Origin of the sequence: Leucobacter komagatae (assembly GCF_000834055.1) — a bacterium.
In the GTDB taxonomy this organism is placed as follows: Bacteria; Actinomycetota; Actinomycetes; order Actinomycetales; family Microbacteriaceae; genus Leucobacter; species Leucobacter komagatae_A.
This window is the reverse complement of the sequence record NZ_JXSQ01000008.1, coordinates 38,819-62,400: the sequence shown is the minus strand read 5'-3', so window position 1 is coordinate 62,400 and position 23,582 is coordinate 38,819. Positions and strand designations below refer to the sequence as shown.

21 protein-coding genes are annotated in these 23,582 nt (G+C 66.1%); 13 read left to right on the top strand and 8 right to left on the bottom strand.

Features of this window, described 5'->3' with window-relative positions:
* Nucleotides 1–40: 40 nt before the first annotated feature.
* The 5 genes from SD72_RS07845 (at nt 41) to SD72_RS07825 (ending at nt 4,428) form a co-directional block, all read left to right on the top strand.
* Complete coding sequence (locus SD72_RS07845) at nt 41–685, top strand: histidine phosphatase family protein (RefSeq protein WP_042543892.1); 645 nt, start codon at nt 41–43, stop codon at nt 683–685.
* Nucleotides 682–1,308, top strand: a complete 627-nt coding sequence (locus SD72_RS07840) for a TlpA family protein disulfide reductase (protein WP_042543891.1) — start codon at nt 682–684, stop codon at nt 1,306–1,308. Before SD72_RS07845 ends, SD72_RS07840 begins: the two co-directional genes overlap by 4 nt.
* Nucleotides 1,308–2,081, top strand: coding sequence for a cytochrome c biogenesis CcdA family protein (locus SD72_RS07835; RefSeq protein WP_042543890.1), 774 nt, complete (start codon nt 1,308–1,310; stop codon nt 2,079–2,081). The genes SD72_RS07840 and SD72_RS07835 overlap by 1 nt, the downstream gene beginning before the upstream one ends.
* Complete coding sequence (gene resB / locus SD72_RS07830; protein ID WP_042543889.1) at nt 2,065–3,732, top strand: cytochrome c biogenesis protein ResB; 1,668 nt, start codon at nt 2,065–2,067, stop codon at nt 3,730–3,732. The genes SD72_RS07835 and resB overlap by 17 nt, the downstream gene beginning before the upstream one ends.
* Before the next feature lie 96 nt (nt 3,733–3,828).
* Nucleotides 3,829–4,428, top strand: a complete 600-nt coding sequence (locus SD72_RS07825; RefSeq protein WP_052492552.1) for a GNAT family N-acetyltransferase — start codon at nt 3,829–3,831, stop codon at nt 4,426–4,428.
* A 49-nt stretch (nt 4,429–4,477) separates the two neighbouring features.
* On the opposite strand, the gene SD72_RS07820 is transcribed toward SD72_RS07825, so the two are convergent.
* From SD72_RS07820 to SD72_RS07810, 3 genes are all read right to left on the bottom strand, one after another.
* Nucleotides 4,478–6,241: a phospho-sugar mutase gene (locus SD72_RS07820; protein ID WP_042543888.1), complete on the bottom strand. Its 1,764-nt coding sequence runs from the start codon at nt 6,239–6,241 to the stop codon at nt 4,478–4,480.
* Between the two features lie 198 nt (nt 6,242–6,439).
* On the bottom strand, nt 6,440–7,246 hold the full coding sequence (locus SD72_RS07815; RefSeq protein WP_042543887.1) for a purine-nucleoside phosphorylase: 807 nt from the start codon (nt 7,244–7,246) through the stop codon (nt 6,440–6,442).
* A 61-nt stretch (nt 7,247–7,307) separates the two neighbouring features.
* Nucleotides 7,308–9,968: an aminotransferase class I/II-fold pyridoxal phosphate-dependent enzyme gene (locus SD72_RS07810; protein ID WP_042543886.1), complete on the bottom strand. Its 2,661-nt coding sequence runs from the start codon at nt 9,966–9,968 to the stop codon at nt 7,308–7,310.
* A 163-nt stretch (nt 9,969–10,131) separates the two neighbouring features.
* Here SD72_RS07810 and SD72_RS07805 point away from each other — a divergent pair, with 163 nt between their 5' ends.
* Together SD72_RS07805 and SD72_RS07800 are read left to right on the top strand one after the other, a co-directional pair.
* A complete protein-coding gene (locus tag SD72_RS07805) occupies nt 10,132–11,562 on the top strand; it encodes an NAD(P)H-quinone dehydrogenase (protein WP_042543885.1) in 1,431 nt (476 codons plus the stop codon).
* Nucleotides 11,562–12,005: a cupredoxin domain-containing protein gene (locus SD72_RS07800; protein WP_084766953.1), complete on the top strand. Its 444-nt coding sequence runs from the start codon at nt 11,562–11,564 to the stop codon at nt 12,003–12,005. Before SD72_RS07805 ends, SD72_RS07800 begins: the two co-directional genes overlap by 1 nt.
* A 231-nt stretch (nt 12,006–12,236) precedes the next feature.
* Here SD72_RS07800 and SD72_RS07795 read toward each other — a convergent pair whose 3' ends face one another.
* Both SD72_RS07795 and SD72_RS07790 read right to left on the bottom strand, forming a co-directional pair.
* Nucleotides 12,237–13,220: an LLM class flavin-dependent oxidoreductase gene (locus tag SD72_RS07795; RefSeq protein ID WP_042543884.1), complete on the bottom strand. Its 984-nt coding sequence runs from the start codon at nt 13,218–13,220 to the stop codon at nt 12,237–12,239.
* Between the two features lie 104 nt (nt 13,221–13,324).
* Nucleotides 13,325–15,091 (bottom strand): acetyl/propionyl/methylcrotonyl-CoA carboxylase subunit alpha, encoded by a 1,767-nt coding sequence (locus tag SD72_RS07790; RefSeq protein WP_042543883.1) that lies wholly within the window; start codon nt 15,089–15,091, stop codon nt 13,325–13,327.
* 156 nt (nt 15,092–15,247) lie between these two features.
* Between SD72_RS07790 and SD72_RS07785 the strand changes: the two genes are divergently transcribed.
* A complete protein-coding gene (locus SD72_RS07785) occupies nt 15,248–15,847 on the top strand; it encodes a DUF937 domain-containing protein (protein ID WP_042543882.1) in 600 nt (199 codons plus the stop codon).
* Nucleotides 15,848–15,939: 92 nt separating this feature from the next.
* On the opposite strand, the gene SD72_RS07780 is transcribed toward SD72_RS07785, so the two are convergent.
* Complete coding sequence (locus tag SD72_RS07780; protein ID WP_042543881.1) at nt 15,940–17,283, bottom strand: MFS transporter; 1,344 nt, start codon at nt 17,281–17,283, stop codon at nt 15,940–15,942.
* Between the two features lie 268 nt (nt 17,284–17,551).
* Here SD72_RS07780 and SD72_RS07775 point away from each other — a divergent pair, with 268 nt between their 5' ends.
* From SD72_RS07775 to SD72_RS07765, 3 genes are read left to right on the top strand one after another with little or no spacing between them, the layout of a single operon-like run.
* Nucleotides 17,552–17,998, top strand: a complete 447-nt coding sequence (locus SD72_RS07775) for an FAS1-like dehydratase domain-containing protein (RefSeq protein WP_042543880.1) — start codon at nt 17,552–17,554, stop codon at nt 17,996–17,998.
* A complete protein-coding gene (locus tag SD72_RS07770) occupies nt 17,995–18,435 on the top strand; it encodes a MaoC family dehydratase (protein WP_042543879.1) in 441 nt (146 codons plus the stop codon). The genes SD72_RS07775 and SD72_RS07770 overlap by 4 nt, the downstream gene beginning before the upstream one ends.
* Nucleotides 18,436–18,464: 29 nt before the next feature.
* On the top strand, nt 18,465–19,583 hold the full coding sequence (locus SD72_RS07765; RefSeq protein ID WP_042543878.1) for a UDP-N-acetylmuramate dehydrogenase: 1,119 nt from the start codon (nt 18,465–18,467) through the stop codon (nt 19,581–19,583).
* A gap of 9 nt (nt 19,584–19,592) precedes the next feature.
* Here SD72_RS07765 and SD72_RS07760 read toward each other — a convergent pair whose 3' ends face one another.
* On the bottom strand, nt 19,593–20,489 hold the full coding sequence (locus SD72_RS07760) for a metallophosphoesterase (protein WP_042543877.1): 897 nt from the start codon (nt 20,487–20,489) through the stop codon (nt 19,593–19,595).
* Nucleotides 20,490–20,620: 131 nt separating this feature from the next.
* Here SD72_RS07760 and SD72_RS07755 point away from each other — a divergent pair, with 131 nt between their 5' ends.
* Together SD72_RS07755 and SD72_RS16930 are read left to right on the top strand one after the other, a co-directional pair.
* On the top strand, nt 20,621–21,187 hold the full coding sequence (locus tag SD72_RS07755; protein WP_042543876.1) for an NADPH-dependent FMN reductase: 567 nt from the start codon (nt 20,621–20,623) through the stop codon (nt 21,185–21,187).
* A 149-nt stretch (nt 21,188–21,336) separates the two neighbouring features.
* Entirely contained in the window at nt 21,337–22,293 is a 957-nt protein-coding gene (locus tag SD72_RS16930; protein ID WP_052492551.1) for a helix-turn-helix transcriptional regulator, read from the top strand.
* 23 nt (nt 22,294–22,316) lie between these two features.
* Here the strand turns inward: SD72_RS16930 and SD72_RS07745 are convergent, their stop codons facing one another.
* Nucleotides 22,317–23,531: an MFS transporter gene (locus SD72_RS07745; RefSeq protein ID WP_042543875.1), complete on the bottom strand. Its 1,215-nt coding sequence runs from the start codon at nt 23,529–23,531 to the stop codon at nt 22,317–22,319.
* Nucleotides 23,532–23,582: the final 51 nt, after the last annotated feature.

Here is a 23,582-nt window from a genome sequence, read left to right as displayed (position 1 = left end):
GCCACCGAACTCCCAGGCACCCGAAGCCTAGAATAAGAGTGTGAGCGATAAACTCTTGCACTTGGTGCGCCATGGCGAGGTCCATAACCCCGACCTCGTGTTGTACGGTCGGATCCCCGGGTTCCGCCTCTCGGAACGCGGCCATGCGATGGCGGAGGCCGCCGCGCTGGAGCTCGCAGGCAGCGATCGGAAGGTAGCGGCACTGTACGCATCCCCGCTCGAGCGTGCGCAGCAGTCCGCACGGCCGATCGCGAGCGCCCTCGGCCTGGAGATCCAGACCGAGGACCGCATCATCGAGCCGACGAACTTCTTCGAGGGCAAAGTGAACTCTGGCCCCGAGGCCGCCTTCAAGAAGCCGCGGTACTGGTTCAAATTCTGGAATCCTTTCCGCCCGAGCTGGGGAGAGCCCTACCGGCACGTCGCAGCTCGCGTGCGCGAGGCCATGGATGATGCTTGGAACCGGACACAGGGTGGCGACATCGTCATGGTCGCCCACCAGTCACCGATCTGGATGGCCCACCTCGATGTCGCAGGCAAACGGCTCTTCCACAACCCGGCGACGCGCCGCTGCGATCTCTCAAGCATCACCACCTTCGAGCGTCGCGGTGAGCGCTGGTTTGAGGTCGACTACCGCACGCCGGCGAAGTCGCTCACAGACGATGCTCTCGACGTAGGGGCCGTATGAGCGCGCGCCGCACGATCGCGATTGCAGCCGCGGCAGCCGCACTCACCGTTGGACTCGCAAGCTGCAGCACGAGCGAGGCCGACAACCTCTCCTCCCAGTGGCAGGACGGCGGAGACAAGGGCTATGTTGCCGGGGACGGCTCATCAGCTTCGTTCCCCATCGGTGACCGCGGGGAACCCGTTGAGTTTGGTGGGGAAACCGAGTTCGGTGAGCAGTTCGGCTCGGACGACACCGCCGGAAGCGTGACCGTTGTGAACTTCTGGTACGCCGGATGCGCGCCGTGCCGGGCGGAGGCGCCCGATCTCGTTGAGGCGTACACCGAGTTCGAGCCGCAGGGAGTGCAGTTCGTTGGCGTGAACACCCGCGATCAGGCAGCCCAAGCCAAGCAGTTCGGCATCGAGTTCGGTGTGGAGTACCCCTCGATCCTCGACAACCCGGGCGGCCGGACGGTGCAGCGCGCATTTGCCGGACAGATTCCGCTCAATGCTGTTCCGACAACACTGATTCTCGATAGTGAGGGGCGCGTCGCCCACACCGTCGTCGGTCAGCTCGCCGGTGCCTCGCAGCTGCGGACGCTCATCACGGAGACGCTCGAAGAGCAGCCCGCCGCGGGCAAAAACTAATGGGTGTCCAGGAAATCATTGCCGACGGGCAACTCCTCGTAGCCTCGGCAATCGCGATTGCTGCTGGACTCGTGTCGTTCCTTTCGCCGTGCGTGCTGCCACTGATTCCCGGCTATCTCGCGTACGTTTCAGGCGTCGCCGGCACCCCGAGCTCGAACGCGGCGAACCCGCAGCAGGCTGGCAGGCGCGAGCGCAACCGGATGGTGCTCGGCTCGATACTGTTCGTGCTCGGCTTCGCGATTGTGTTCGTTGTGCTGCTCACGCTCTCAGGCGCAGTCGGCGGAAGCCAGTGGTACCTCGACTGGCAAGACGTGATCCTCAGGGTGATGGGTGTCATTGTCATCGTGATGGGGCTCGTGTTCATGGGGGCATTCGCGCGATTCCAGCGCACCACCAGACTGAAGGTGAGCCCGAAGGTTGGGCTCGCTGGTGCCCCGTTCCTCGGCATCGTGTTCGCGATTGGGTGGGCGCCCTGCCTCGGGCCAACGATCGGCACAGTGAGCTTGCTCGCGATGCAGCAGGGGTCCGTTGGGCGGGCAGCGCTGCTAGCGCTGCTGTACTCACTCGGCCTCGGCATCCCCTTCGTGCTCGCAGCATTCGGCTTCGGCTGGATGACGCAGACGATGACCTTCTTCAAGCGCCACATCCGCACGGTCAACATCGTCGGTGGCGTGATTCTCATTGTTCTTGGACTGCTCATGGTCACCGGATTGTGGGGTCTCATCATGAGCGAAATGCAGATATGGATTGGTGGCTATGTCACGCCCCTCTGATTACGATGACGGTTCAGGCGCCCCAGCGGCGGTTGTGAGCCCCGAGCTCGGCTTCACAGGCTGGCTGCGCTGGTTCTGGCGCCAGCTCACGAGCATGCGCGTCGCGCTTATCCTGCTGCTGCTGCTCGCGGTCGCGGCGATCCCTGGGTCGCTCGTGCCGCAGCGCGGCGCAGACCCCAACGGTGTCATTCAGTACGAGAAAGACAACCCGACGCTCTTCAAGATCCTCGACACGTTCCCGATCCAGGCATTCGATGTCTACGGGTCCGTGTGGTTCTCTGCGATCTACCTGCTGCTGTTTATCTCGCTCATTGGGTGTGTGCTTCCGCGCATCACCCACCACTGGCGTGCGTGGCGAGGCACTCCGCCGAAGACCCCAGCGCGCCTGAACCGTATGGCGGGCTTCTCCGAGATTCGCGTCACCAACGAGGAAGCGACTCCGGAGGAGCGCGTCGCCTTCGCGAACGCCGCTATCGCCTCCGCAGCTGAAATCCTTGGCAAGCAGCGCTACCGGGTCGAGGTGCAGGAAGCGACGCACCGCGGTGTATCGGAGGTATCCGTATCGTCTGAGCGCGGCTACCTGCGCGAGACAGGCAACCTCCTGTTCCACACAGCACTCGTCGGCGTGCTCGTGTGCGTGGGGCTCGGGAGCGCGTTCACCTTCAACGGACAGCGCGTGCTGTACGAAGGCGAGAGCTTCGTGAACCAGCTGATGGACTACGACTCAGCGAACTCCGGCCGTGCGTTCCGCGCGGACACCCTCGTGCCGTTCAGCTTGCGGCTTGACGATCTCGACGTGAACTACATCACCCCAGAGGACCCAGACGCCAGCCCGAACTCCATCGGACAGGTGCGTGAGTTCATCGCGAGCATGACGCTCACCGATCCTGACGGCACCGAAAGCGCCGAGGAAATCCGGGTCAACCACCCGCTGCGCGTGCACGGCTCGCCCATCTATCTGCTGGCCAACGGCTACGCTCCGACCATTGTGGTGCGCAACGCTGAGGGTGAGATCGTCTTCGACGAATCGGTTCCGTTCATCCCGCAGGGAGCCGACCCGAACCTCACGTCGCTCGGCGTCGTGAAGGTGCTCAACGGCCTCACCGACACAGCGGGGGAGCCGGAGCAGCTGGGGCTGCGAGGGTTCTTCTACCCCACCCAGACGAAGCTGCAGTCTGGTGCGTACACCTCAAACTACCCAGATCTCGAAAACCCCGTTCTCACCCTCGACGCCTACGTTGGCGACCTCGGAATTGACGACGGCATCGCGCAGTCCGTGTACTCACTCGAGACGGGCAAAATGGAGCAGCTCACCGGTCGAGCGGTCGACAAGCCGTCGATCGAGCTGCGGCCGGGGGACTCAGCCGACCTACCGAACGGCCTGGGGACGATCACACTCGAGGCAGTGCCGCGCTACGCGTCGTTCGACGTGATGCAGAACCCCTTCCAGGTAGGCATCCTCACCTTCGCGCTGCTCTCGCTCGGCGGGCTGCTGTGGTCGCTGTTCGTGCCGCGGCGGCGGCTGTGGGCGAAGGCGATCCCAACGGACGACGGTGTTGTCCTGCAGTACGCTGGCCTCGCGCGCGGCGACGATCCCTCGCTGGATCGTGCTGTCGAAGAGATGCGAGAGGCGCACCGCGACGCGCTGTAAGCACGTTGCCCCCGCCCCCGCTCGGCGCGATTCTTCGCACCGGGCGGGGGCGCAGCGCGCCGCGCTGTCGGTCTGTGCGCATGGGAAGATGGATTGATGAACGTTCTCCCCGACGAGATCGCCACGGCGCGGCTCCTCCTCACCCCGCTGCAGCCTGGTGACGCGGCCGACATCTTCAGGATCTACGGCGACGCAGGCACCTGGCAACATCTTCCGAGCGGGCGCTTCGCCGAGTTCTCGCAAGCGGAACAGCAGATCGAGAAGTCACAGGCGAGCTTCCGCGAATGCGGCCTGGGCATGTGGGCGGTCCGGGTGGGAGCCGAGGGCGCAACCGCGGCCCTGCCGGCTGGCACCTTTATCGGCTCTGGCGGGCTGCAATACCTCCCAGCGGGCGCCTTCAACCTTGGCTACCGTTTGGCCCCAACGGCGTGGGGGAGAGGGTTCGCGAGCGAGATCTCCCGCGAGGCGCTGCGTGCCGGGGGCGAGGTCGCCCCGCAGCTCGCGATCACCGCGCGGGTACTCACCAGCAACCCCGCCTCGGCCGCTGTGCTCGAGAAAGTAGGCTTGTCGCTGCACTGGGAGGGCGTTCGGGCTGGCGAGGGATCGGCTGGAGCTCCAGACGACCCGCTCAGGCGGATCTACGCCGACCGTCCCCTGAACGAAGCGCTGCACAACTGGCTCGTGCGAAACGCCTAGCGACTGCGTGCTTGCCCGCCGCAACCGGGGCGCGGGCGCGGTGCTGGGACTACGCCTGAAGCGCCGTGAGGAACGCGCGCACGTCGACCTCAAGCTCCGCGAGCGAGCGCTCTGCAGCTGCGCGGCGCTTCGAAGGCTTGCCCTTCTCACTGAAGGTGTCGATATAGACCTTCAGCTTCGGCTCGGTGCCGCTCGGCCGAATCATCACGCGCGATCCGTCTGCGAGGTCATACCGCAGCACGTTCGCAGGCACTTCCGCGAGCCCCGGCTGGAGCAGGTCCTTCGTTTCGTTCACCGCGCGCACTCCGAACGCTGTCGGAGGCGACGTGCGAATCTGTGCGGACAGATCGGCCGCTGCCGCCATGGAGTCGAGCCGAAGCGTGATCTGGCTGCTGGCGAAGTGACCGAAACGCTCGGTCGCCTCTTCTAGCAGCCCCCACACATCGGTGCCGCGACCCTTGGCCCAGCGAGCCATCGCTATGGCGTCGGCACTCGCTGAGATGCCGTCCTTGTCGCGCACCACGTGCGGCTGGGTGAGATAGCCGAGCGCCTCCTCAAACCCAAACAGCAGGTTGGGGACGCGCGAAACCCACTTGAACCCAGACAGCGTCTCCGCGTAATCGAGGCCGTAGTCGGCGGCAACGGCACGAAGCGCCGGCGACGACACGATCGTGCACGCAAGCGTCCCCGTCAGGGGTACCTTGCGCTCCTCAGCGTCCTGCAGCGCACGTTCGGCCGCACGCCAGCCAAGCAGCAAGCCGAGCTCGTTGCCGGTGAGGCGCCTGAAACCGGCTTCCTCCTCAAGGTGGGGCAGTGCGATCGCAAGCCGGTCAGCATCCGGATCGTGGGCGATGATGAGTTCGGCGCCGACCTCACGGGCCGTGCGGTACGCAAGATCGAGCGCACCCGGTTCCTCAGGGTTCGGGAAGTCAACGGTCGGGAAGTTGCCGTCGGGGTCGTTCTGCTCAGGAACCGGAATCGGTAGCGGCAGGCCACTCGCGAGGAAGACGCGATTCGCGATCTCCGCGCCGACGCCGTGCATCGCCGTATACACAACCTTGAGTGGGATCTCCGTGTTCAGCGTGCTGCCGTCGTGCGTCACCGGGAACCCGGCGAGCAACGAAGACGCTGTGCGCGTGACGTAGGTGTCTGCGAGCTCTGGGCCGGCGATCGTATACGCCGAGCTACGTGCGAGCTCGGTGACGGGCTGCGCCGCTGCGCTGTCGATGAGCTCCGCGATCCGCGCGTCAGCAGGGGCAACGATTTGCGAGCCCGCATCGGCGTCGCCGAGATACACCTTGTAGCCGTTGTCCCGCGGGGGATTGTGGCTAGCAGTGACCATGATGCCGGCTGAGGACTCGAGGTAGCGCACCGCGAAGGCGACGAGCGGCGTCGGCCCTGCGCTCGGCAGCAGCGTCACCTGCACGCCGGCAGCCGACATGATCTCGGCCGCATCGCGCGCAAACACGTCGGAGTTCACCCGCGCGTCATAGCCGATGACGACGGAAGGCGGGCTGCTGGCCTCACCCCGGGCCGCACGCTCAAGCAAGAACGCAGCAAAGCCGGCGCTCGTCTGCGAGACGACGACGCGGTTCATCCGTGCAGGGCCAGCGCCAAGCCTGCCGCGAAGGCCCGCGGTTCCAAACGCGAGACGGCCAGCGAAGGACTCCTCGAGTTCGAGTCTCGCTGATTCGTCTCCGGCCTCAGCCTGTGCGACCAGGCGCTCGGCCTCGGCCTTCGTGACTGGGTCAATATCGTGCGCCGCCCAATTGCGCGCGCGCTCGAGCAGAGCTTCGAGCTGATTCGATGGCATCGCGCCCCCCACGGTCGTTTCTTCGGTAGACAGTTCAAACTATCATCGAGTCGACCGTTTCCTCGGTAGCGTCAACGAGAAGCTGAAGGAAGACACAGCTGCAGCACGGTTGCTGCCCGGTTGGGTGCCCGCTGTCCGCCGCGCCGCCGCTCTGCCGCCCGCTGTGCGCCGGCTCGCCGCTGGAAGGCGCCATCCCGCCTAGAAGCGCGCAACAACCTCGCTGAGGAGCGCTGCGAGACGCGGCTCCGCCTCCTTGCCAGCCTCGATGACCTCCGCGTGGCTCAGCGGAGTCTCCTGGATTCCGGCGGCAAGGTTCGTGATGAGCGAGAGCCCAATGATCTCCATACCGGCTTCCCGTGCCGCGATCGCTTCGAGTGCGGTTGACATTCCGACGATATCGCCGCCAATGATGCCCGCGTAGCGCACCTCGGCTGGGGTCTCGTAGTGTGGGCCGGTGAACTGCACGTACACGCCGTCGTGCAGCGAGGGGTCTACGTCGCGAGCGATGTCACGCAGCCGAGACGAGTAGAGATCGGTGAGGTCGACGAAGGTTGCGCCCTCGAGTGGCGACGTCGCCGTCAGGTTGATGTGGTCGCTGATGAGGACGGGCTGACCGGGCTTGTACGCCGGGTTCACGCCACCTGCACCGTTCGTGAGCACCATGACGGTGGCGCCCGTGGCCGCGGCGGTGCGGACCCCGTGCACGACCGCCCGCACACCGCGCCCCTCGTAGAAGTGCGTGCGTGCGCCGATGATCAGGGCGTGCTTGCCGTTTGCCATGCGCACCGACCGGAGCGTTCCAGGGTGGCCGGGAACTGCCGAAGCGTGGAAGCCAGGCACCCTGTCGGCTTCGATCACGGCGACCGTCTCACCGAGGGCGTCTGCGGCTTTGCCCCAGCCGCTTCCGAGGGTGAGCGCGATGTCGTGATGTGCAACGCCGGTGAGGTCGGCGATGGTGGCTGCTGCCTCGGCCGCAAGGGCCTTCGGGTCTGAAGAAGTGCTCATGGGTACAGAATACGCGGGGTGCGCACGAACCCGTGAGCACCCCGCGTTATCCCGCAGATATTTACGAGTCCTTGATGATTCGGTACCCGCGCAGCGGGTCGTAACCGTGGATCTCGCGAGTGTCGAGCACCTGCATGAACGCGAGCACCTCCGGAGAAACGACCTGGCCGGGGACGAGCACTGGGAACCCTGGCGGGTACGGGGTCACGAAGCCAGCCGAGACGGGCTGCTCGCCGGCGTCGACCCGCGCGCGCAGGTCGTCACCGAGCACGTACTCGACGTTGCCGCGGCGCTGCCCCCGGAAGAACGCCTTCCGGAGATCGCCGTCGGGGAGCACGCCGTCGGTTGCGTACGTTGGCGCGAACGCGCTGAAGTCAGGCAGCGTCGGCATGACGATCTCAGGGGGGAGCGGCTGCTCGGGATCGCGTTGCGCCTGCTCCTCCTCAAAGCGTTCAGCGAGCTTCACGAGCACCTCGATGAGGTACGCCACGGAGCTCCGCGAGGTGCCGATGTTCGTCATAAACAGCACCGTGTTGCGGCTCGTCTTGTTCACCTGGATGCCGTATCGATCCATGAGGTATTCGTGTTTGAACGTGTCGCCGTCAACGCCTGTGCGTGAGATTTCGATGGTGATGCGTGAGGGGTCGACGACGAATTCGTCGGTTGCCCACGCCTCCCACATGCTTGAGAGACCGTCGCGCAGGGGCATGGCCCGGCCGGTCTCGCGGTACTGCTCCGGAATGAGTTCGTGCGCAGTAAGTACCCGGAACGTGCGGCGCAGCAGCGGGTGCCGCGCGATGGCCTGGGAGAGGCTCGTCGCGAGGTCGAGCTGCCGCTGCACGAGCTCGAAACCCTCAAGCTCAACCTGGCGCCTGCCGATGTCGAGCGAGGAGAGGATCTGGTAGTTCGGTGACGTCGAGGTGTGCGTCATGTACGCCTCGTGGAATGGGTCCTGCGCGTCGCGAACCCAGTCCTGATCCCACACGTGGATCATGGAGCCCTGCCTGAGGGCCGTCAGCGTCTTGTGCGTCGACTGTGTCGCGTAGACCCGGATCCGCGCGTCTGGCGAGGGCACGAGCCGCTCGCTCAGCCACACCTCGTCAGGCGCGGGGGTGCCGTCTTCGGCGTACAGCACCGACTGCTGCTCCTTGTAGGCGCGGGCGTGCCCAGCGGTCTGCAGCTGCTGTTCGAGGAGCTTCGCGGAGGCCATTGCTGTGCGGCGCCGCGTCACAGGGTGGAACGCGCCAAAGGCAAACCAAGCCTCATCCCACAGGAACACGAGGTCTGGCTTGATCGCAAGGCACTCGCTCATCACGCGGAACGGGTCGTAGACGATGCCATCGAAGGTGGTGTTGGTGAGCGTCACCATGCGGACCTCGTCGAGGCGTCCGGCCGCGCGGTAGTCGAGCAGCAGTTGCTTCACGCGCTCAATCGGGACCGCCCCGTAGAAGGCGAACTCGTTCAGCGGGTATGCGTCGAGATACGCTGGCCGCGCTCCGGTGAGCATCATCGAGTGGTGGTGCGACTTGTGGCAGTTCCGGTCGACGAGCACGACGTCGTTTGGTGCGACGAGGGCCTGGTGGACCACCTTGTTCGCGGTCGACGTGCCGTTGGTGACGAAGAACGTGTGCTTCGCCCCGTACGCTCGCGCTGCGAGCTCCTGTGCTTTCTTCAGCGTGCGCACGGGCGCCAGCAAGGAGTCGAGCCCGCCCGAGGTCGCACTGGTCTCGGCGAGCAGCAGGTTCAGGCCGTAGAAGTCGGCGAGGTCGCGGATCCACTTCGACGACATGACCGACCCGCCGCGCGCCACTGGGAGCGCGTGGAAGACACCGACGGGGCGGCGCGCGTGATCCTGGATTGCCGAGAAGAACGGGGTGTCGTACAGGTGAGACACGCGCCGCAGGAGCGAGAGGTGCAGTTCGAGGTTGTCCTCTCGCCTGAAGACGCGGCGGAACCGCTTGGTGAGCGCCCCTGCGAGCTCTTCAATGTGTGCGCCAGCCATGAGGTACAAATCGAGTTCGGGGCGCAGCGCAGAGAGTGTGTCGGCAAGCCCGAGCACGCGCTGCACCGAGGCGAGCTGGTTGCGCGCCGAGGTATGCGGGGTGGCCGTCGCGGCGTGGGCGAGCTCAATGGTCTCGCGCAGGTCGCGGCTGAGGGTCTGCTTGGTTCGCTCACTGAACCCGGGGCGAACGACACAGGCAAGGATGTTGGGGTTTGTGAGCACCGCTGCGACAGCGTCGTCGGCGGACGGCACGATGACGTAGTCGTAAATGAACGCGTCAGCTGCACTGCGCATCCGGAGACTTTCGGCGCGGATCGTGTCACGGTCAGCGGTGGTGGTCTCGTCGACAACGAGCACCTCGAACCGTGGGCGCGGGTCGCTATCGCCAGGGAACTCTTCCTCCGCCTCTGGATCGACGTCTGACGCAACCTCCTCGGAGGTGCCGACTGCGCGCAGCCGGTTGACGACGCGCCCAATCCGATCAAGCGCAGTCTGGTATTCACCGGAGGCGAGAAGCTCCCCGATCGTGGTGACGTACCGCTGGCCGAAGCCCGCCCAGTACATCTCCAACGTTTCAAGCGCTCGGAGCGAGCGGTGAATTTCGCTATCGGCAGCGAGCGCCTCGTCGGCCTCGGTGCGATCGCCAAGCGCGAGTCGTTTCACCGCAAATCGGAGGTATTCCCACGCATCGCTGCGCATCCGCCACGTGCTCGAAGGCATGCCAGGGTCTCGTTCAAGTACCGGTTCTGCCTTAGCGTCTGACACCAATTGCCTCCAACGTCCCTGTCGTCTAGACGGTCTGCGCGGCCAGCGAGCCTGCGCAGTACCCTGAGTCCCTGATCTTACGGTGACGAGTATGCCGTAGCACGCCTAGACTTGTCACATGGCGAAAGAACGTAAACACAGGATCGTTGTACTTGGCGGCGGACCTGGAGGGTACGAAGCCGCGCTTGCGGGCGCGCAGTTGGGGGCAGAGGTCACGCTCGTCGAACGCGCAGGCGTCGGCGGATCCGCGGTGCTCACCGACGTCGTACCGTCGAAGAGCCTCATCGCGACCGCAGGTGCAGTGCAGTCGGTTCGTGATGCTGGCAAGCTCGGCGTCCAGGCTTTCCTGCCAGGCAGCGATGGCAAGCCGGTGCGGCCCGAAATTGCGGTGAACCTTGCTGCGGTGAACAAGCGGCTGCTCGCGATGGCAGGGGCCCAGTCGACGGATATGCGGCAGAGCCTTGAGGAAGCTGGTGTGCGTCTCGTGCACGGCTCCGGTCGCCTCGACGGCCCAAACGCCGTTCTCGTTTCCACCTCACAAGCTGGCGGAACCGACTTCGACCGCGTCGAGGCCGACACGATTGTCGTCTCGGTGGGCGCCAGCCCGCGCGAGCTTGATTCGGCGAAGCCCGACGGTGAGCGCATCCTCACCTGGCAGCAGGTCTACAACCTGCAGGATGTGCCCGAACACCTGATCGTTGTCGGTTCGGGAGTCACGGGCGCTGAGTTCGCGAACGCCTACGCCACGCTGGGCTCCGAGGTGACCCTCGTCTCCAGCCGTGAGCAGGTGCTCCCGGGCGAGGACCCGGACGCCGCCGCAGTGATCGAGCACGAATTCAAGCGCATCGGCATGAACGTGATGTCGAAGTCGCGAGCAGACGCCGTCGAACGCACCGAGAACGGTGTGCGCGTCACCCTCTCCGACGGCAGCGTTGTTGAGGGCTCACACTGCCTCATGGCCGTCGGCTCCGTGCCCAACACCGACGGGCTCGGCCTTGAGGAAGCAGGCGTCGAGCTCAACGAGAGCGGCCACATCAAGGTGAACAAGGTCGCGCGCACGTCGATCCCATCGGTGTACGCCGCCGGGGACTGCACCGACTTCTTCCCCCTCGCCTCCGTCGCCTCCATGCAGGGACGCACCGCGATCATGCACGCGCTCGGCGACTTCGTGCGGCCAATCGACCTCCGCAACGTCGCGTCGAACGTCTTCACCTACCCCGAGATCGCGACGGTCGGCTGGAACGAGCGCACCCTCGCTGATGCGACGAGCGTCGCGACGGCGATCAGCCACACGATCCCGCTCAACGCAAACCCCCGAGCAAAGATGATCGGCTTCACGGACGGTTTCGTGAAGCTGTTTGCCTGGAAGGCCTCTGGCACCGTCGTTGGCGGCGTGATCGTCGCCCACCGCGCCAGCGAGCTCATCTTCCCGCTCGCGCTCGCCGTCGAGCACCGCCTCACCGTCGACCAGGTCGCGTCGGCGTTCACCGTCTACCCATCGCTCACCGGCGCGATCACCGACGCCGCCCGTGCGATGCACGTGCACTAATGGCTGCCTGGAGCAACGGCGCCGGCAGTGGCGATGGCGTAGCGGTCGCCACCAGGCTGCGCGACCACAGCCACTTCGCCGTACGGGTCGCGACGAGCGTCGGGGTCGCGGTGCTCGCGATCCTGCTCAGCGTCGGGCTGGCAGGGTGCGCTGCGGGCAAGCCGCCGGTCGTCCCCTCTGACGATGACGCGAAGGTCGCGGTGACGGTTCGCGTGGTCGACAACAGCTTCGAGCCGAGCGAGATCACGATCGACGCCGGTCAGGCAGTGAACTGGGTGTTTGAGGGCCCGTCGTCGGAGCATGACGTCGTCGCGGACGACGGAAGCTTCGTCAGCGAACTCATGCGGTCGGGGAGCTATACGCACGTGTTCACGGACGCTGGCTCGTTCGACTACCTCTGCTCAACCCACCCGGAGATGCGCGGGAACGTCACCGTCGAGTAGCGCGGGTCAGCGCGCGCAGTGCCGATCCGCGTGCGCGTGCGTGCGCTCGCCGTGGATGCTGCTTGCTGCGGCGGATCGGCGACCGTAAGTCGGAGATCTGCGATATCTCAGCCGGTCTGCTGCGTTTTTGACCTATCTTCTGCAGATCACCTATGTAATCGGAGGCGGGTGCGCCCCGTGTTGGGGAGCGACCCGTGCTGGGGTGCGCCCCGTGTTGGGGAGCGACCCGTGCTAGACCGATGCTGCGCCGAGGCGAAGCGACTCGAGCTGCTCCTCACGCGTCGGGGCGGGGTGCACTGTCACCAGTTCGTCCGCGTCAGCGAGCTTCGCGAAGTCCGCGAGCTGCTCGCGCACCCGCTCTGGCCCGCCAACAGCGGTGTATCGCATCATCGAGCGGATCTCTGTCGCTGCGGGGGTATCGCGGATCGCCTCGGCTTGTTCGTGGGTGAGGGGTACTTCGCGCCCGCGCGACAGGAAGCTCCTGATGCGCTCGAGCTCGGCCCGCGCGAACAGTTGCCGTGCGGACTCGTCGTCTGCGGCGGCGATAACGTTGACCCCGGCGCTCACGTAGGGCTCGGGGTGGGCTTCACTCGGCTGGTAGTTCGTCCGGTAGTGCTGCACAGCGGCGTTCAGCGCCTGCGGGGCGAAGTGCGACGCAAATGAATACGGCAGGCCGAGCTGCGCGGCGAGGTTCGCGCCGAACAGGCTCGAACCGAGGATCGTGATCGGCACCTTTGTTCCCCTGCCAGGGTATGCATTCACGCCGGTGAGCGGCAGGTCATCGCCGAGGTAGGCCTGCAGTTCGAGCACATCGTTCGGGAACGCGTCTGCCGCCTGCACGGTCCGCCGGAGGGCCCGAAACGTCAGGCCGTCCGTTCCCGGAGCCCGGCCGAGGCCGAGGTGAATTCTGCCAGGGTGCAGCTCTGCGAGCATGCCGAACTGTTCGGCGACGACCAGCGGGGAGTGGTTCGGCAGCATGATGCCGCCGGAACCAAGCCCGATCCGCTCCGTCTGCGACGCGATGTGCGCGATGAGCACGGCCGGGGAGCTCGACGCGATTGTCGCCATGTTGTGGTGCTCCGCGTACCAGATGCGTTCGTACCCGGCCGCCTCTGCCACCTGCGCGAGTCGCACTGAGTGGTGGAGGGCCGAGGCGACGCTGCTGCCCGACTCGATAGTTGCGAGGTCAAGGAACGAGAGCTTTACATCTGCCATACCGAATGCAACAGGGGCGCGTGTCGGGGTATTCCCCGACACGCGCCCCTGTTGTGGACTGCATGCGATGCTGCTGGCGGCTTCACGCGCCGCCACGGTGAGCGTTAGACTGCGTCGACGATCGACAGCAACGGGTGACCGCTCGCGACGGTCTGGCCAAGCGGCGCGTCGATGTTGCAGACGATGCCTGCACGGTGCGCGTAGATGGACTGTTCCATCTTCATCGCCTCGAGGACGACGACGAGTTCACCCTCGGTTACCTCCTGGCCGTCGGCAACAGCGAGCTTCACGACGGTGGCCTGCATGGGTGCAGCGACGGAGTTTCCGGTCGCGGTCGCCACGCCTGCGCCCTTCGCGCGCTTGGGGGCTGGGCCGCGTGTAACGTCCTGGTCTGAGAGCGGGAGCAGCGTCGTCGGCATCGTAACTTCGACGCGGCGACCGGCGACCTCAACGACGACCGACTGGCGCGACGAGGTCGTGACTGGCGAGGTGTTCTCGCCTTCCCACGGCTCGATGTCGTTCACGAACTCGCTCTCGATCCACAGCGTGTAGACGCCGAACTTACCGTTCTCCGCGGTGAACGCGGGATCGCGCACGATCTTCCTGTGGAACGGGAGCACGGTCGGAAGGCCGCGCACCTCAAGCTCGTCGAGGGCGCGGCGCGAGCGCTCAAGCGCTTCCTCGCGAGTTGCACCGGTGACGATGAGTTTGCCGAGCATCGAATCGAACGCGCCGGAGATGACGTCACCCGACTGCACGCCAGTGTCGACGCGGACGCCGGGGCCGAGCGCGGGCTTGAAGAGCGTCACGGGACCTGGCGCGGGGAGGAAGCCGTTACCCGCGTCTTCGCCGTTGAGGCGGAACTCGAAGGAGTGGCCGTGCGCGACGGGATCCTCGTAGTCAAGTACGCCGCCCTCTGCGATGCGGAACTGCTCGCGAACGAGGTCGATGCCCGTGACCTCCTCGGAGACCGGGTGCTCGACCTGCAGGCGGGTGTTCACCTCGAGGAAGGAGATCGTGCCGTCCTTCGCGACGAGGAACTCGCAGGTTCCGGCGCCAACGTAGCCGACCTCGCGGAGGATCGCCTTCGAAGCTGCGTAGAGTTCGGCGTTCTGCTCATCGCTGAGGAAGGGCGCTGGCGCCTCCTCGACGAGCTTCTGGTGGCGGCGCTGCAGCGAGCAGTCGCGCGTCGAGATGACGACGACGTTGCCGTGGCTGTCGGCGAGGCACTGGGTCTCGACGTGGCGTGGCTTCTCGAGGAACTTCTCCACGAAGCACTCCCCGCGGCCGAACGCTGCGACGGCCTCACGGGTTGCCGACTCGAAGAGGTCGGCGACCTCCTCGCGCTTGTATGCGACCTTCAGGCCGCGGCCGCCGCCACCGAACGCCGCCTTGATCGCGACGGGCAGACCGACCTCGTCGGCGAACGCGAGGACCTCTTCGGCGCCCGCAACGGGGTCGCTCGTTCCTGGTGCGAGTGGGGCGTTGACCTTCTCGGCCACGTGGCGTGCTGAGACCTTGTCGCCGAGCCGCTCGATGGCTTCGGGGCTCGGGCCGATCCAGGTCAGGCCAGCGCCGATGACCGCGCGAGCGAAGTCGGCGTTCTCTGCGAGGAAGCCGTAGCCGGGGTGGACAGCGTCGGCGCCGGAGCGACGAGCGACACTGAGGATCTTGTCGATTGCGAGATAGCTGTCGGCGCTCGTCGAGCCGCCGAGGGCGTACGCTTCGTCGGCGAGCTGCGAGTGCATGGCGTCGCGGTCCTGATCGGCGTAGACGGCGACGGAGGCGATACCGCTGTCACTAGCGGCACGAATGATGCGAACGGCGATCTCGCCTCGGTTGGCGATGAGCACTTTACGAATGCGAGACATAAATTACAGCCTATTCGAGGAATGCTTCCCCAAGTTGGATATTCGTCACAAACCTTTTGCCGGATCGTTGCCGAAGACTACATCGCGCTCGAATCGGGGGAGGTAGTGTATGGGAGTGTGGGTCGCACCGGGCGACACTCGATTGGGGACACCGAAATGGCAAACAACAACGCACTTGATGCCCTGCTCTCGCAGGTGCCGGTCGGCGAGCTCGCCGCGAAGCTTGGCGTCGACGAAGATACCGCGCTCGCAGCAGTGAAGCAGGCCCTGCCAGGGCTGCTCGGCGGCCTTGCCGTGAACGCTGCGACGGATGAGGGGAAGCAGAAGCTCGAGGGTGCACTGAGCAAGCACACCCCAGCCGACGGGAAGATCTCGCTCGACGCGATCGACGAGAAGGAAGGCGAGAAGATCGTCAACCACGTGCTCGGCGATAAGCAGGACGCGGTGGCGAACGCGCTTGGCCAGCAGGCAGGCAACGCCGGCGTTGCAAAGCTCATCCCGCTGCTCCTCCCGCTCCTCGCCCCGATCGTGATGCAGTTCCTCGCTGGCAAGAAGCAGCAGGCACCGGCGCAGGCTGAAGAAAACGGCGGCGGCATTGGTGATGTGCTCGGTGGCCTGCTCGGCGGCCTCACGGGTGGCGGCCAGACGAAGAACCAGGGCGGCATCGGCGATCTCCTCGGCGGTCTGCTCGGTGGCGGCCAGGCGAAGAGCCAGGGCGGCATCGGCGGCCTCCTTGGTGGCCTCCTCGGAAAGTAATTTCGGGTCAGTACACGCGTGAGCGTGCCGCTGGAGTCTCAGCGGCACGCTCACGCGCGTCGGCGTGCAACGGGGCACGGCCGACGCGACCGCTACGCGCTCGCCACTGCGACCTCTTCCGTGTGCAGCGATATGCCCTGTGTCTCTCTGAGGGTGAGCACACACACGAGGCCGATCACGGCGATGCCCGCGAGCATGTAGCCGATGGCAGCGCTGCCGACCTCGGTTGCAACGAGCGCGGCAGCAACAATCGGCGCGACGGCTCCGCCGAGCACGCCCCCAAGGTTGTAGGCCATTCCTGCGCCGGTATAGCGGTATCGGGTCTCGAACAGCTCTGGCAGGAACGAACCCATGGGGCCGTACTGGATGCCCAGAAGAAGCATCGTTACCGACAGGCCGGCTCCGAAGGCGAAGACGTTGCCGATGTCGAGCACCGGGAACAGCGCAAGCGACCAGATCGCCGACGCAATGATCGCGCCTATCATGACCTTCCGGCGGCCGAACCGGTCTGAGGCTGCGCCGCCGACGATGGTGAACGCTGCGAAGAAGAGCGCCCCGATGATCCCGCAGAGCAGCACGGCTGGCCGTGACAGGCCGAGCTCGCCCGCGCCGTAGCTGGTGAGGAACGCCGTGCCGATGTAGAAGAACGCAAAGATGAGGATCATCGGCCCGCTCGCGAGGAGAACCTCTCGCGGCTGCTGCACGAGCACGTCGAGCACGGGGAGCCGGCCCTTGGCCGGAGAGCTCGCCTGCGCTGTGCGCTCCTGCTCGGCGGAGAACACGGGGGTTTCTGCAATGCGCACGCGGATCCACAGCCCGATAAGAACGAGCACGGCACTGAAAATGAACGGTATCCGCCACGCCCAGCCGATGAAGCTTCCCGACTGGTCGCCAAGGGTCAGGTTCGTTACGAGGAACGTCGCGCTGGCCAGCGCAAACCCGAGCGACGGGCCAAGCTGGGGCATTGAAGACCACAATCCACGTCGCGCGGGCGGCGAATACTCCGCGGCAAGCAGCGCAGCGCCCGCCCACTCACCCCCGACGGCGATGCCCTGGAAGAAACGCAGGGTGAACAGCGCGATGGGTGCGACGATGCCGATGGTCGCCGCGCCAGGGAGGATTCCTACGATGAACGTCGCAACACCCATGACGAGCAGGGTGATGACCAGCACTCGTTTGCGGCCGATGCGGTCGCCGAAGTGCCCGAAAAACAGTGCGCCGAACGGACGCGCGATGAACGCGACAGCGAATGTTGCGAACGATGCGACCGTGCCCGCTGCGTCTCCCAGCGCGGGAAAGAAAACCGCGGGGAACACGAGGGCTGCCGCTGTACCGAAAATAATGAAGTCGTAGAACTCAATCACGCTGCCGATCGCGCTCGCTGCTGCGACGCGACGCATGGGCACTTCGGAGTGTGGCTTTCCTGGTTTGGACATGATATCTCCTTTGACATGAAGGACCGACTGGAGGAAGGACCGACTGGGAGGCCCGTCGATTGCCTCAAGAACCTAGCTCGCGGTCACACACACAAACTGCCCGTTACCTAGCTGAGATATTTGCACCCGTCAGAATGGTTGTATCTTGTGCCAATCACATGAACCACAAGCGTTCGGATTGTGTGGATTCCTGTCTCGCGTGGGTGCGCGGTTCCGGGGGTGAAGGGCCGCAGCGCGCCGGCGCACCCCGCCCGGCTAGACTGGTGGCGTGGTTAATCCAGACGTTCAGGGCCGGGTCTACCCGCCCACCCAGCCGTATCTTGTCGGTCGCGAGAAGGTGCGCGAGTTCGCTCGCGCTGTGCTCAGCGACTCGCCAATCCACCACGACCCCGAGGCCGCAAAGGCGGCCGGGTTCGCCGACGTTGTCGCGCCGCCAACCTTCGCGGTGACGGTGCAGGAAGCGACGCTGGCTCAGCTGCTCGCAGACGAAGAAGCCGGGGTTGATTTCTCCCGCGTCGTGCACGGCGATCAGCGCTTCAGCTACACGCGGCCGATCGTCGCTGGCGACGAACTCACAGCGACGCTCACGATCGCGGCGGTGAAGCAGCTTGGCGGCCACTCGATGGTCACCGCCTCGAGCGCCATCGTTGACGCCGCCGGCGAGCACGTCGTCACCGCCCTGTCGACACTCGTGGTCAGAGGAGAAGAAGCATGAGCGCCGCGACACCAGCGTCCCCCGCATTCGAGCAGCTCACCGTCGGTGACGTCGTCGCCGAGCGCGAGCTCACCCTCACGCGCGACAGTCTCGTGCGCTACGCGGGTGCGTCGGGAGACTTCAACCCAATCCACTACCGCGATGATTTCGCGCAGTCGGTCGGGCTTCCGGGCGTCCTGGCGCACGGCATGCTCACGATGGGCGCTGCCGGCTCCGTCGCGACCGGCTGGCTTGGAGCTGGTGGCTGGGTGAAGGATTTCCAGTCGCGCTTCACTCGCCCGGTTCCGGTCGACGCTGAGGCTGGCGCTGCCGTGACTGTGACCGTCACCGTCGGCGCGCTCGACGCTGACGCCCGCACCGCGCGGCTCGACCTGAAGGTGACCTTCGACGGCGCGACCGTGCTCGGCAAGTCGCAGATGCTTGTGGCGTTCGCGTGAGCGCACAGCCCCTATCCGCACTGACCACGATGCGCGTCGGCGGCCCCGCAGAGGAATTCGTCACCGCGCACACCCGCGATGAGCTGGTTGAGGCTGCGATCTCGCTGTGGCAGCGCAGCCACGATTGGCTGCTCCTCGGCGGCGGATCGAACACAGTTGTCTCCGACGAGGGGTATCCGGGCCCCGTGCTGCTCGTGCGCACGTCTGGGATCTCGCAGGTCGAGGATCCTGACCTTGCCCCTGGCAGCGTGCGCATCCGCGCCGAAGCGGGACACGACTGGGACGCGCTCGTCGCCGAGTGCGTGAACCGAGGATGGGCAGGCATTGAGGCGCTCTCGGGCATCCCAGGGCTCGCCGGTGCCGCCCCCGTGCAGAACATTGGCGCGTACGGGCAGGAGCTGTCGGAGGTGCTGCACTCGATCGAGTTTCTCGACGCGGCAACGTTCGAGCCGCGGCGCATGCTCGCGGCCGAACTCGAGCTCGGCTACCGCGACTCCGTCATCAAGCAGGGACTTGAGGGCGTCGTGCTCTCCATCGATCTTGTGCTCGCGGACGCGGCGGTCGTTGCAGCGGAGACCGGGCCCGAGGCCATTTCCGAGCCGATCCGGTTCGCGCAGCTCGCAACGGCGCTCGGCGTTGAGGTGGGGTCCCGCGTTCCGCTGCACACGGTGCGCGACGCAGTGCTTCGGCTCAGGGCCGCGAAGGGCATGGTGCTTGACGAGGCAGACCACGACACGTGGAGCTCAGGGTCGTTCTTCACGAACCCGATCGTGACCGAGCGTTTCGCGCGCGGCCTCCCGTCAGACGCCCCGCGATTCCCGATTGTGGACCCGGGCGAGGCTCCCGCTGTGACGACATTTGAGGAGCTTGCCGAGGGGCAGCCGCTTCGTGTGCCTACGCCGGCGCGTGAGCGTCGAGTGAAGCTCTCTGCGGCCTGGCTGATCGAGCATGCAGGGGTTCCGAAGGGCTACAGGCTGCCAGGCTCTGGCGCCGCTCTTTCTTCGAAGCACACGCTCGCGATTACGAACAGGGGTGCGGCATCAGCTGCCGACGTCGGCGAGCTCGCGCGGTTTATCGTGCAGCGCGTGCAGCAGGAGTTCGGCCTCGTGCTCGTGCCCGAGCCAAACCTGTACGGCATCGAGGTCTAGCAGCGGCCGCTAGGGCCGCCCGGCCTGAGCGATCACCTGCTGCACCTGCTCGGAGTCGAGGCGGAAGACCTCGCCACCGGTTGCCGGCTCAGACAGTGGCAGGACGCGCACGCGGTGCGTGTCGATGTCGATGACTGCCGCGCCGAACCAGTCGCTCGCCGACTCCTCGGTGTGGCCGTCAAACGCCGCTGCAAGGTTCGTCACCCCCGGAGCTACGACAACGGGAATGCCGTAGACGGTTTCGACGATGGGATGGTGGTAGTGGCCGCTCAGGATCGCGCGCACATCGGTGCCGCGTACGCGCTCCCACAGACCGTTCGTCGACTCTTCGCCGAGGGCGAGGGCCTGGAGTAGGTCGGTTTCTGCGTGAACGGGCGGGTGGTGCATCACGATCACGGTGCCGCGCCCAGCCGGCGATCGGATGATGTCGGAGAGGAATTCGAGCTGTGATTCGGCGAGTTCGCCGTAGCCTGCGCCGGGGACCGTTGTGTCGAGAACGATGGTGCGCCAGCCGTCGATTTCCGCGACGGAGACGACCGGGGACCCCGGTTCGCCATGCTGGTTGCCGGCGGGAGAGGCTGCTGGGGTGTCGACGGCGACACCCGGCTGGCCCTCGCCGAGCACCGCGCGGAAGCTTTCGCGGTTGTCGTGGTTGCCCATCGCGTAGATGGTGCGCGCGCCGCGCTCGGCCGCCCACGGGTCGAGAATGTCGCGCACGCGTTCGTAGGATTCCACGCTTTCGTCCTCGCTGACGTCCCCGGAGCACACGACAAGATCGAGGGGTCGATCGGCGACCCGAGCGAGTGCTGACCGGAGGTGTTCCCTGGTGTCGACGACACCGTAGTGTCGGGTGTCGTCGCCGTACAGGTGGGTGTCGGACAGGTGCAGGATCCGGAGTGTGGACATGTGAGCAGACTAGTTCTCGGGGGTGAACTTCGGGTAACAATGTGCCGAGTGGGGAACGCCGAGGGAATGGACTCGGGGGATTCTTGGTTCCCACTTATGTACACCCAGGGTTTTCAGAAAGGAACTGCTTCATGACTACATACAACATTGGCTTCCTCGTAGGCAGTGTGTCATCCACCTCGATCAACCGCCGACTCGCCAATGCGCTGGTCAAACTCGCCCCGCAGGCGAACCTCAACCTCACTGAAATCCCGATCGCGAACCTGCCGTTCTACTCGGCCGATCACGACGCCGAGATTCCCGAGGCAGCAGCTGAGTTCAAGCGCGCCGTGGAGGCCGCTGACGGTGTCATCATCGTGACCCCCGAGTACAACCGCTCCGTTCCCGGCGTCCTCAAGAACGCGCTCGATACCGCGAGCCGCCCCTGGGGGCAGAACAGCTTCACCGGCGTTCCCTCCGCGGTGCTCGGCGCTTCGATCGGACAGATCGGGACAGCGCTCGCGCAGGCGCACCTGCGTTCAATTCTTGCCTTCCTCGACTCGCCTGACCTGCAGCAGCCGGAGGTGTACCTCCAGCTGAGCGAGGGCCTCATCACTGAAGACGGTGAGATCACCAACGATTCAACAGCCGAGTTCCTCCTCGGGTGGCTCCGCGCGGCACACGCGCACTTCGAGCTGCACGCACGCTCCAACGGCTAGCGGCACCCGCTCAGGCACAGCGAGGCGGACAGCCCAGGTCGGCATCCGTCGCCGCGTGCCAGCGGTTCGGCGAGGCGCAGCGTCTGCTGCGCCTCGCCGTTTCGCGCGCGCCGCGGAATAGCGAGGAGGGTGTTGCGGTTGCACCCCGTATGCCAGGCACCGTATCCCCATCCCTCAGCAGCCTGCTCGAGCGCATTGACGTCACTGTCACCGAGACGACGCGTGTCAGCGTGCAGCAGCACCGGCGGTATGTCGCGCCGCGAGACGAAATCACCCTCGTGTACGTAGCCGAAGGCGAACTGCGTGGAACCTCCGCGGCGGCCTGCGCGCCAGACCCCGGCCGCGCAGGCAGTCTCGTGGTGAGCCCACTGCAGCACACCGGCGATTTTCCCGCCGGCGCTGCCCTGCTCACCATCGGGCGCTCAACGCTCACGCTTGAGGCGACGAGCGACGCGATGCTCGTCGTTGTCGCGCTCGAACTCAACGAGGCCGCGCATCGGCTGCGACAGCTTGTACCCGATCCGCTGCTCATCACCGATTTTGCGAGGCTCGACCCAGCGGTCTCCGCACTCGTGAGCGGCATGGGGACCCCTCGCGACGCTGATGAGGCTGCGCGCGCAACCGACGGCCAGGATTTCATCTGCAGGCTGATGGCCCGCACGGCGCTTGTCGGTGTGCTCCGCGCGTGGGTGACGGCTGGCTGCGCGCCGCGTGGCTGGGCCGAGCGGGTTGTGGATCCCCATCTCGACCCGATCATCAGCGCGATCCACAGCGATCCTGGCCGCGACTGGTCGATCGACTCACTCGCAAGCCTTGGAACGATGTCGCGGTCCGCGTTCTCGCGCCGCTTCCGCGAATTGCTTGGCGCTTCGCCAGGGCAGTACCTCACCGGGGTGCGAATGGAGGATGCGAAGCGGCGACTTTCGCTCGGCGCTTCCGTGACGCAAACGTCGCGCGAGCTCGGTTACGCCTCGGACGAGGGCTTCAGCCGGGCGTTTCGGCGCCACACCGGCGTAGCCCCGTCGCAGTGGCGTCGTGGCCGAAGCGACGGCGCCACCGCTGCGGGGAACGCGGAACTGCTGCTCGAGGCTGCGCCTGCGGCGTAACCCCGAGCAGCTCGATCCTGCCGCTATGCGCGGCTGCGGTGCGACAGCCCGAACAGCAGCGAACCGACCGCGAGCACAACGATCGCGCTGGAGTACAGCATCGGTACGCCGAGCAGGTCGCTGAGCGCGCCGCCACCGGCAGCCGCGAGGAAGATCGCCGCCTGGAACCCGACGACGACGAGGCTGCCGCCAGCCTCGAGCTGATCAGGCAGCTTGTTTCCGGTCCAGGTGTTCACGATGAGCAGCCACGAGGCGAAGCAGGCGCCCCAGACGGTGACAGCGACGCCGACCGCCCAGAGCGCTCCGGGTGCGGCAAGCACGGTGAGCACCGACACCGCGATGATGAGCGGCGCGACGACAGAGAGCAACCTGTACGTGCGGTCGACGACGAGGCCGATGATGAAGTTGCCGACGAGGCCGCCAGCGCCGAAGAGCACGAGGAGCGTCACCACGGTGCCGGCCGAGATGGGTGCGCCCTGCGCGTCACTCACCCGCTCAAGCGCGAGGCGAATGTACGTGTACGCGGCAAAGTGGCCGAGCACGACCAGCACGTGGCCGGAGAGCCCGAGCGCCATGCCGGGATGGCGCAGTGCCCTGCCAAGTGCGCCGAAGCTGCTCGCGGTTGCCGCGGGGATCACCGGGAGTACGAAACGCAGCGCTACAGCGAGCAGGAGGAGTGCGGCTCCAATGATGGCGAACCCAACGCGCCAGTCGAACGCGTTTGAGAGCATCACGCCGACGGGAACACCGGCGACGGTCGCGAGCGACACCCCGCCTGAGGTGAACATGAGTGCCCTGCCAAGCCGCGCCGGCCCGACGATGCTCGATGCAGCGCTAATCGACATCGACCAGAACGTGCTCAGTGCCGCTCCGAGCAGGAAGCGCGCGACGAGAATGATCCAGAACGCCGGGGCGAGGGCGACGATGAAGTTCGAGAGCGCACCGAGCAGCGCCATCCAGACGAGCAGCGTGCGGCGATCGAGGCGTGGGAAAAGGCTTCCGACCACGAGCGCGACGATGAGGCCAGCGAGCGCCGTGATGCTCACGGTCTGGCCGGCCTGTCCGGTGGTGATGCCGAGGCCCTCGGCCATTTCGGTGAGCACACCGTTGGGGAGGAACTCGCTTGTGACGAGGAGGAAGCTCATCATCATGAGCGTGATCAGTGCCCCGTAGGGCATGCGCGAGGCGTTCGCGGCAGCGGCCTGTGAGGCGACGGGAATGGGGGCAGTAGTGGTCATATACACAGGTTCCCAGTGGGCGGGCTTGCGCGCCCGACCGTGCGAACCGGC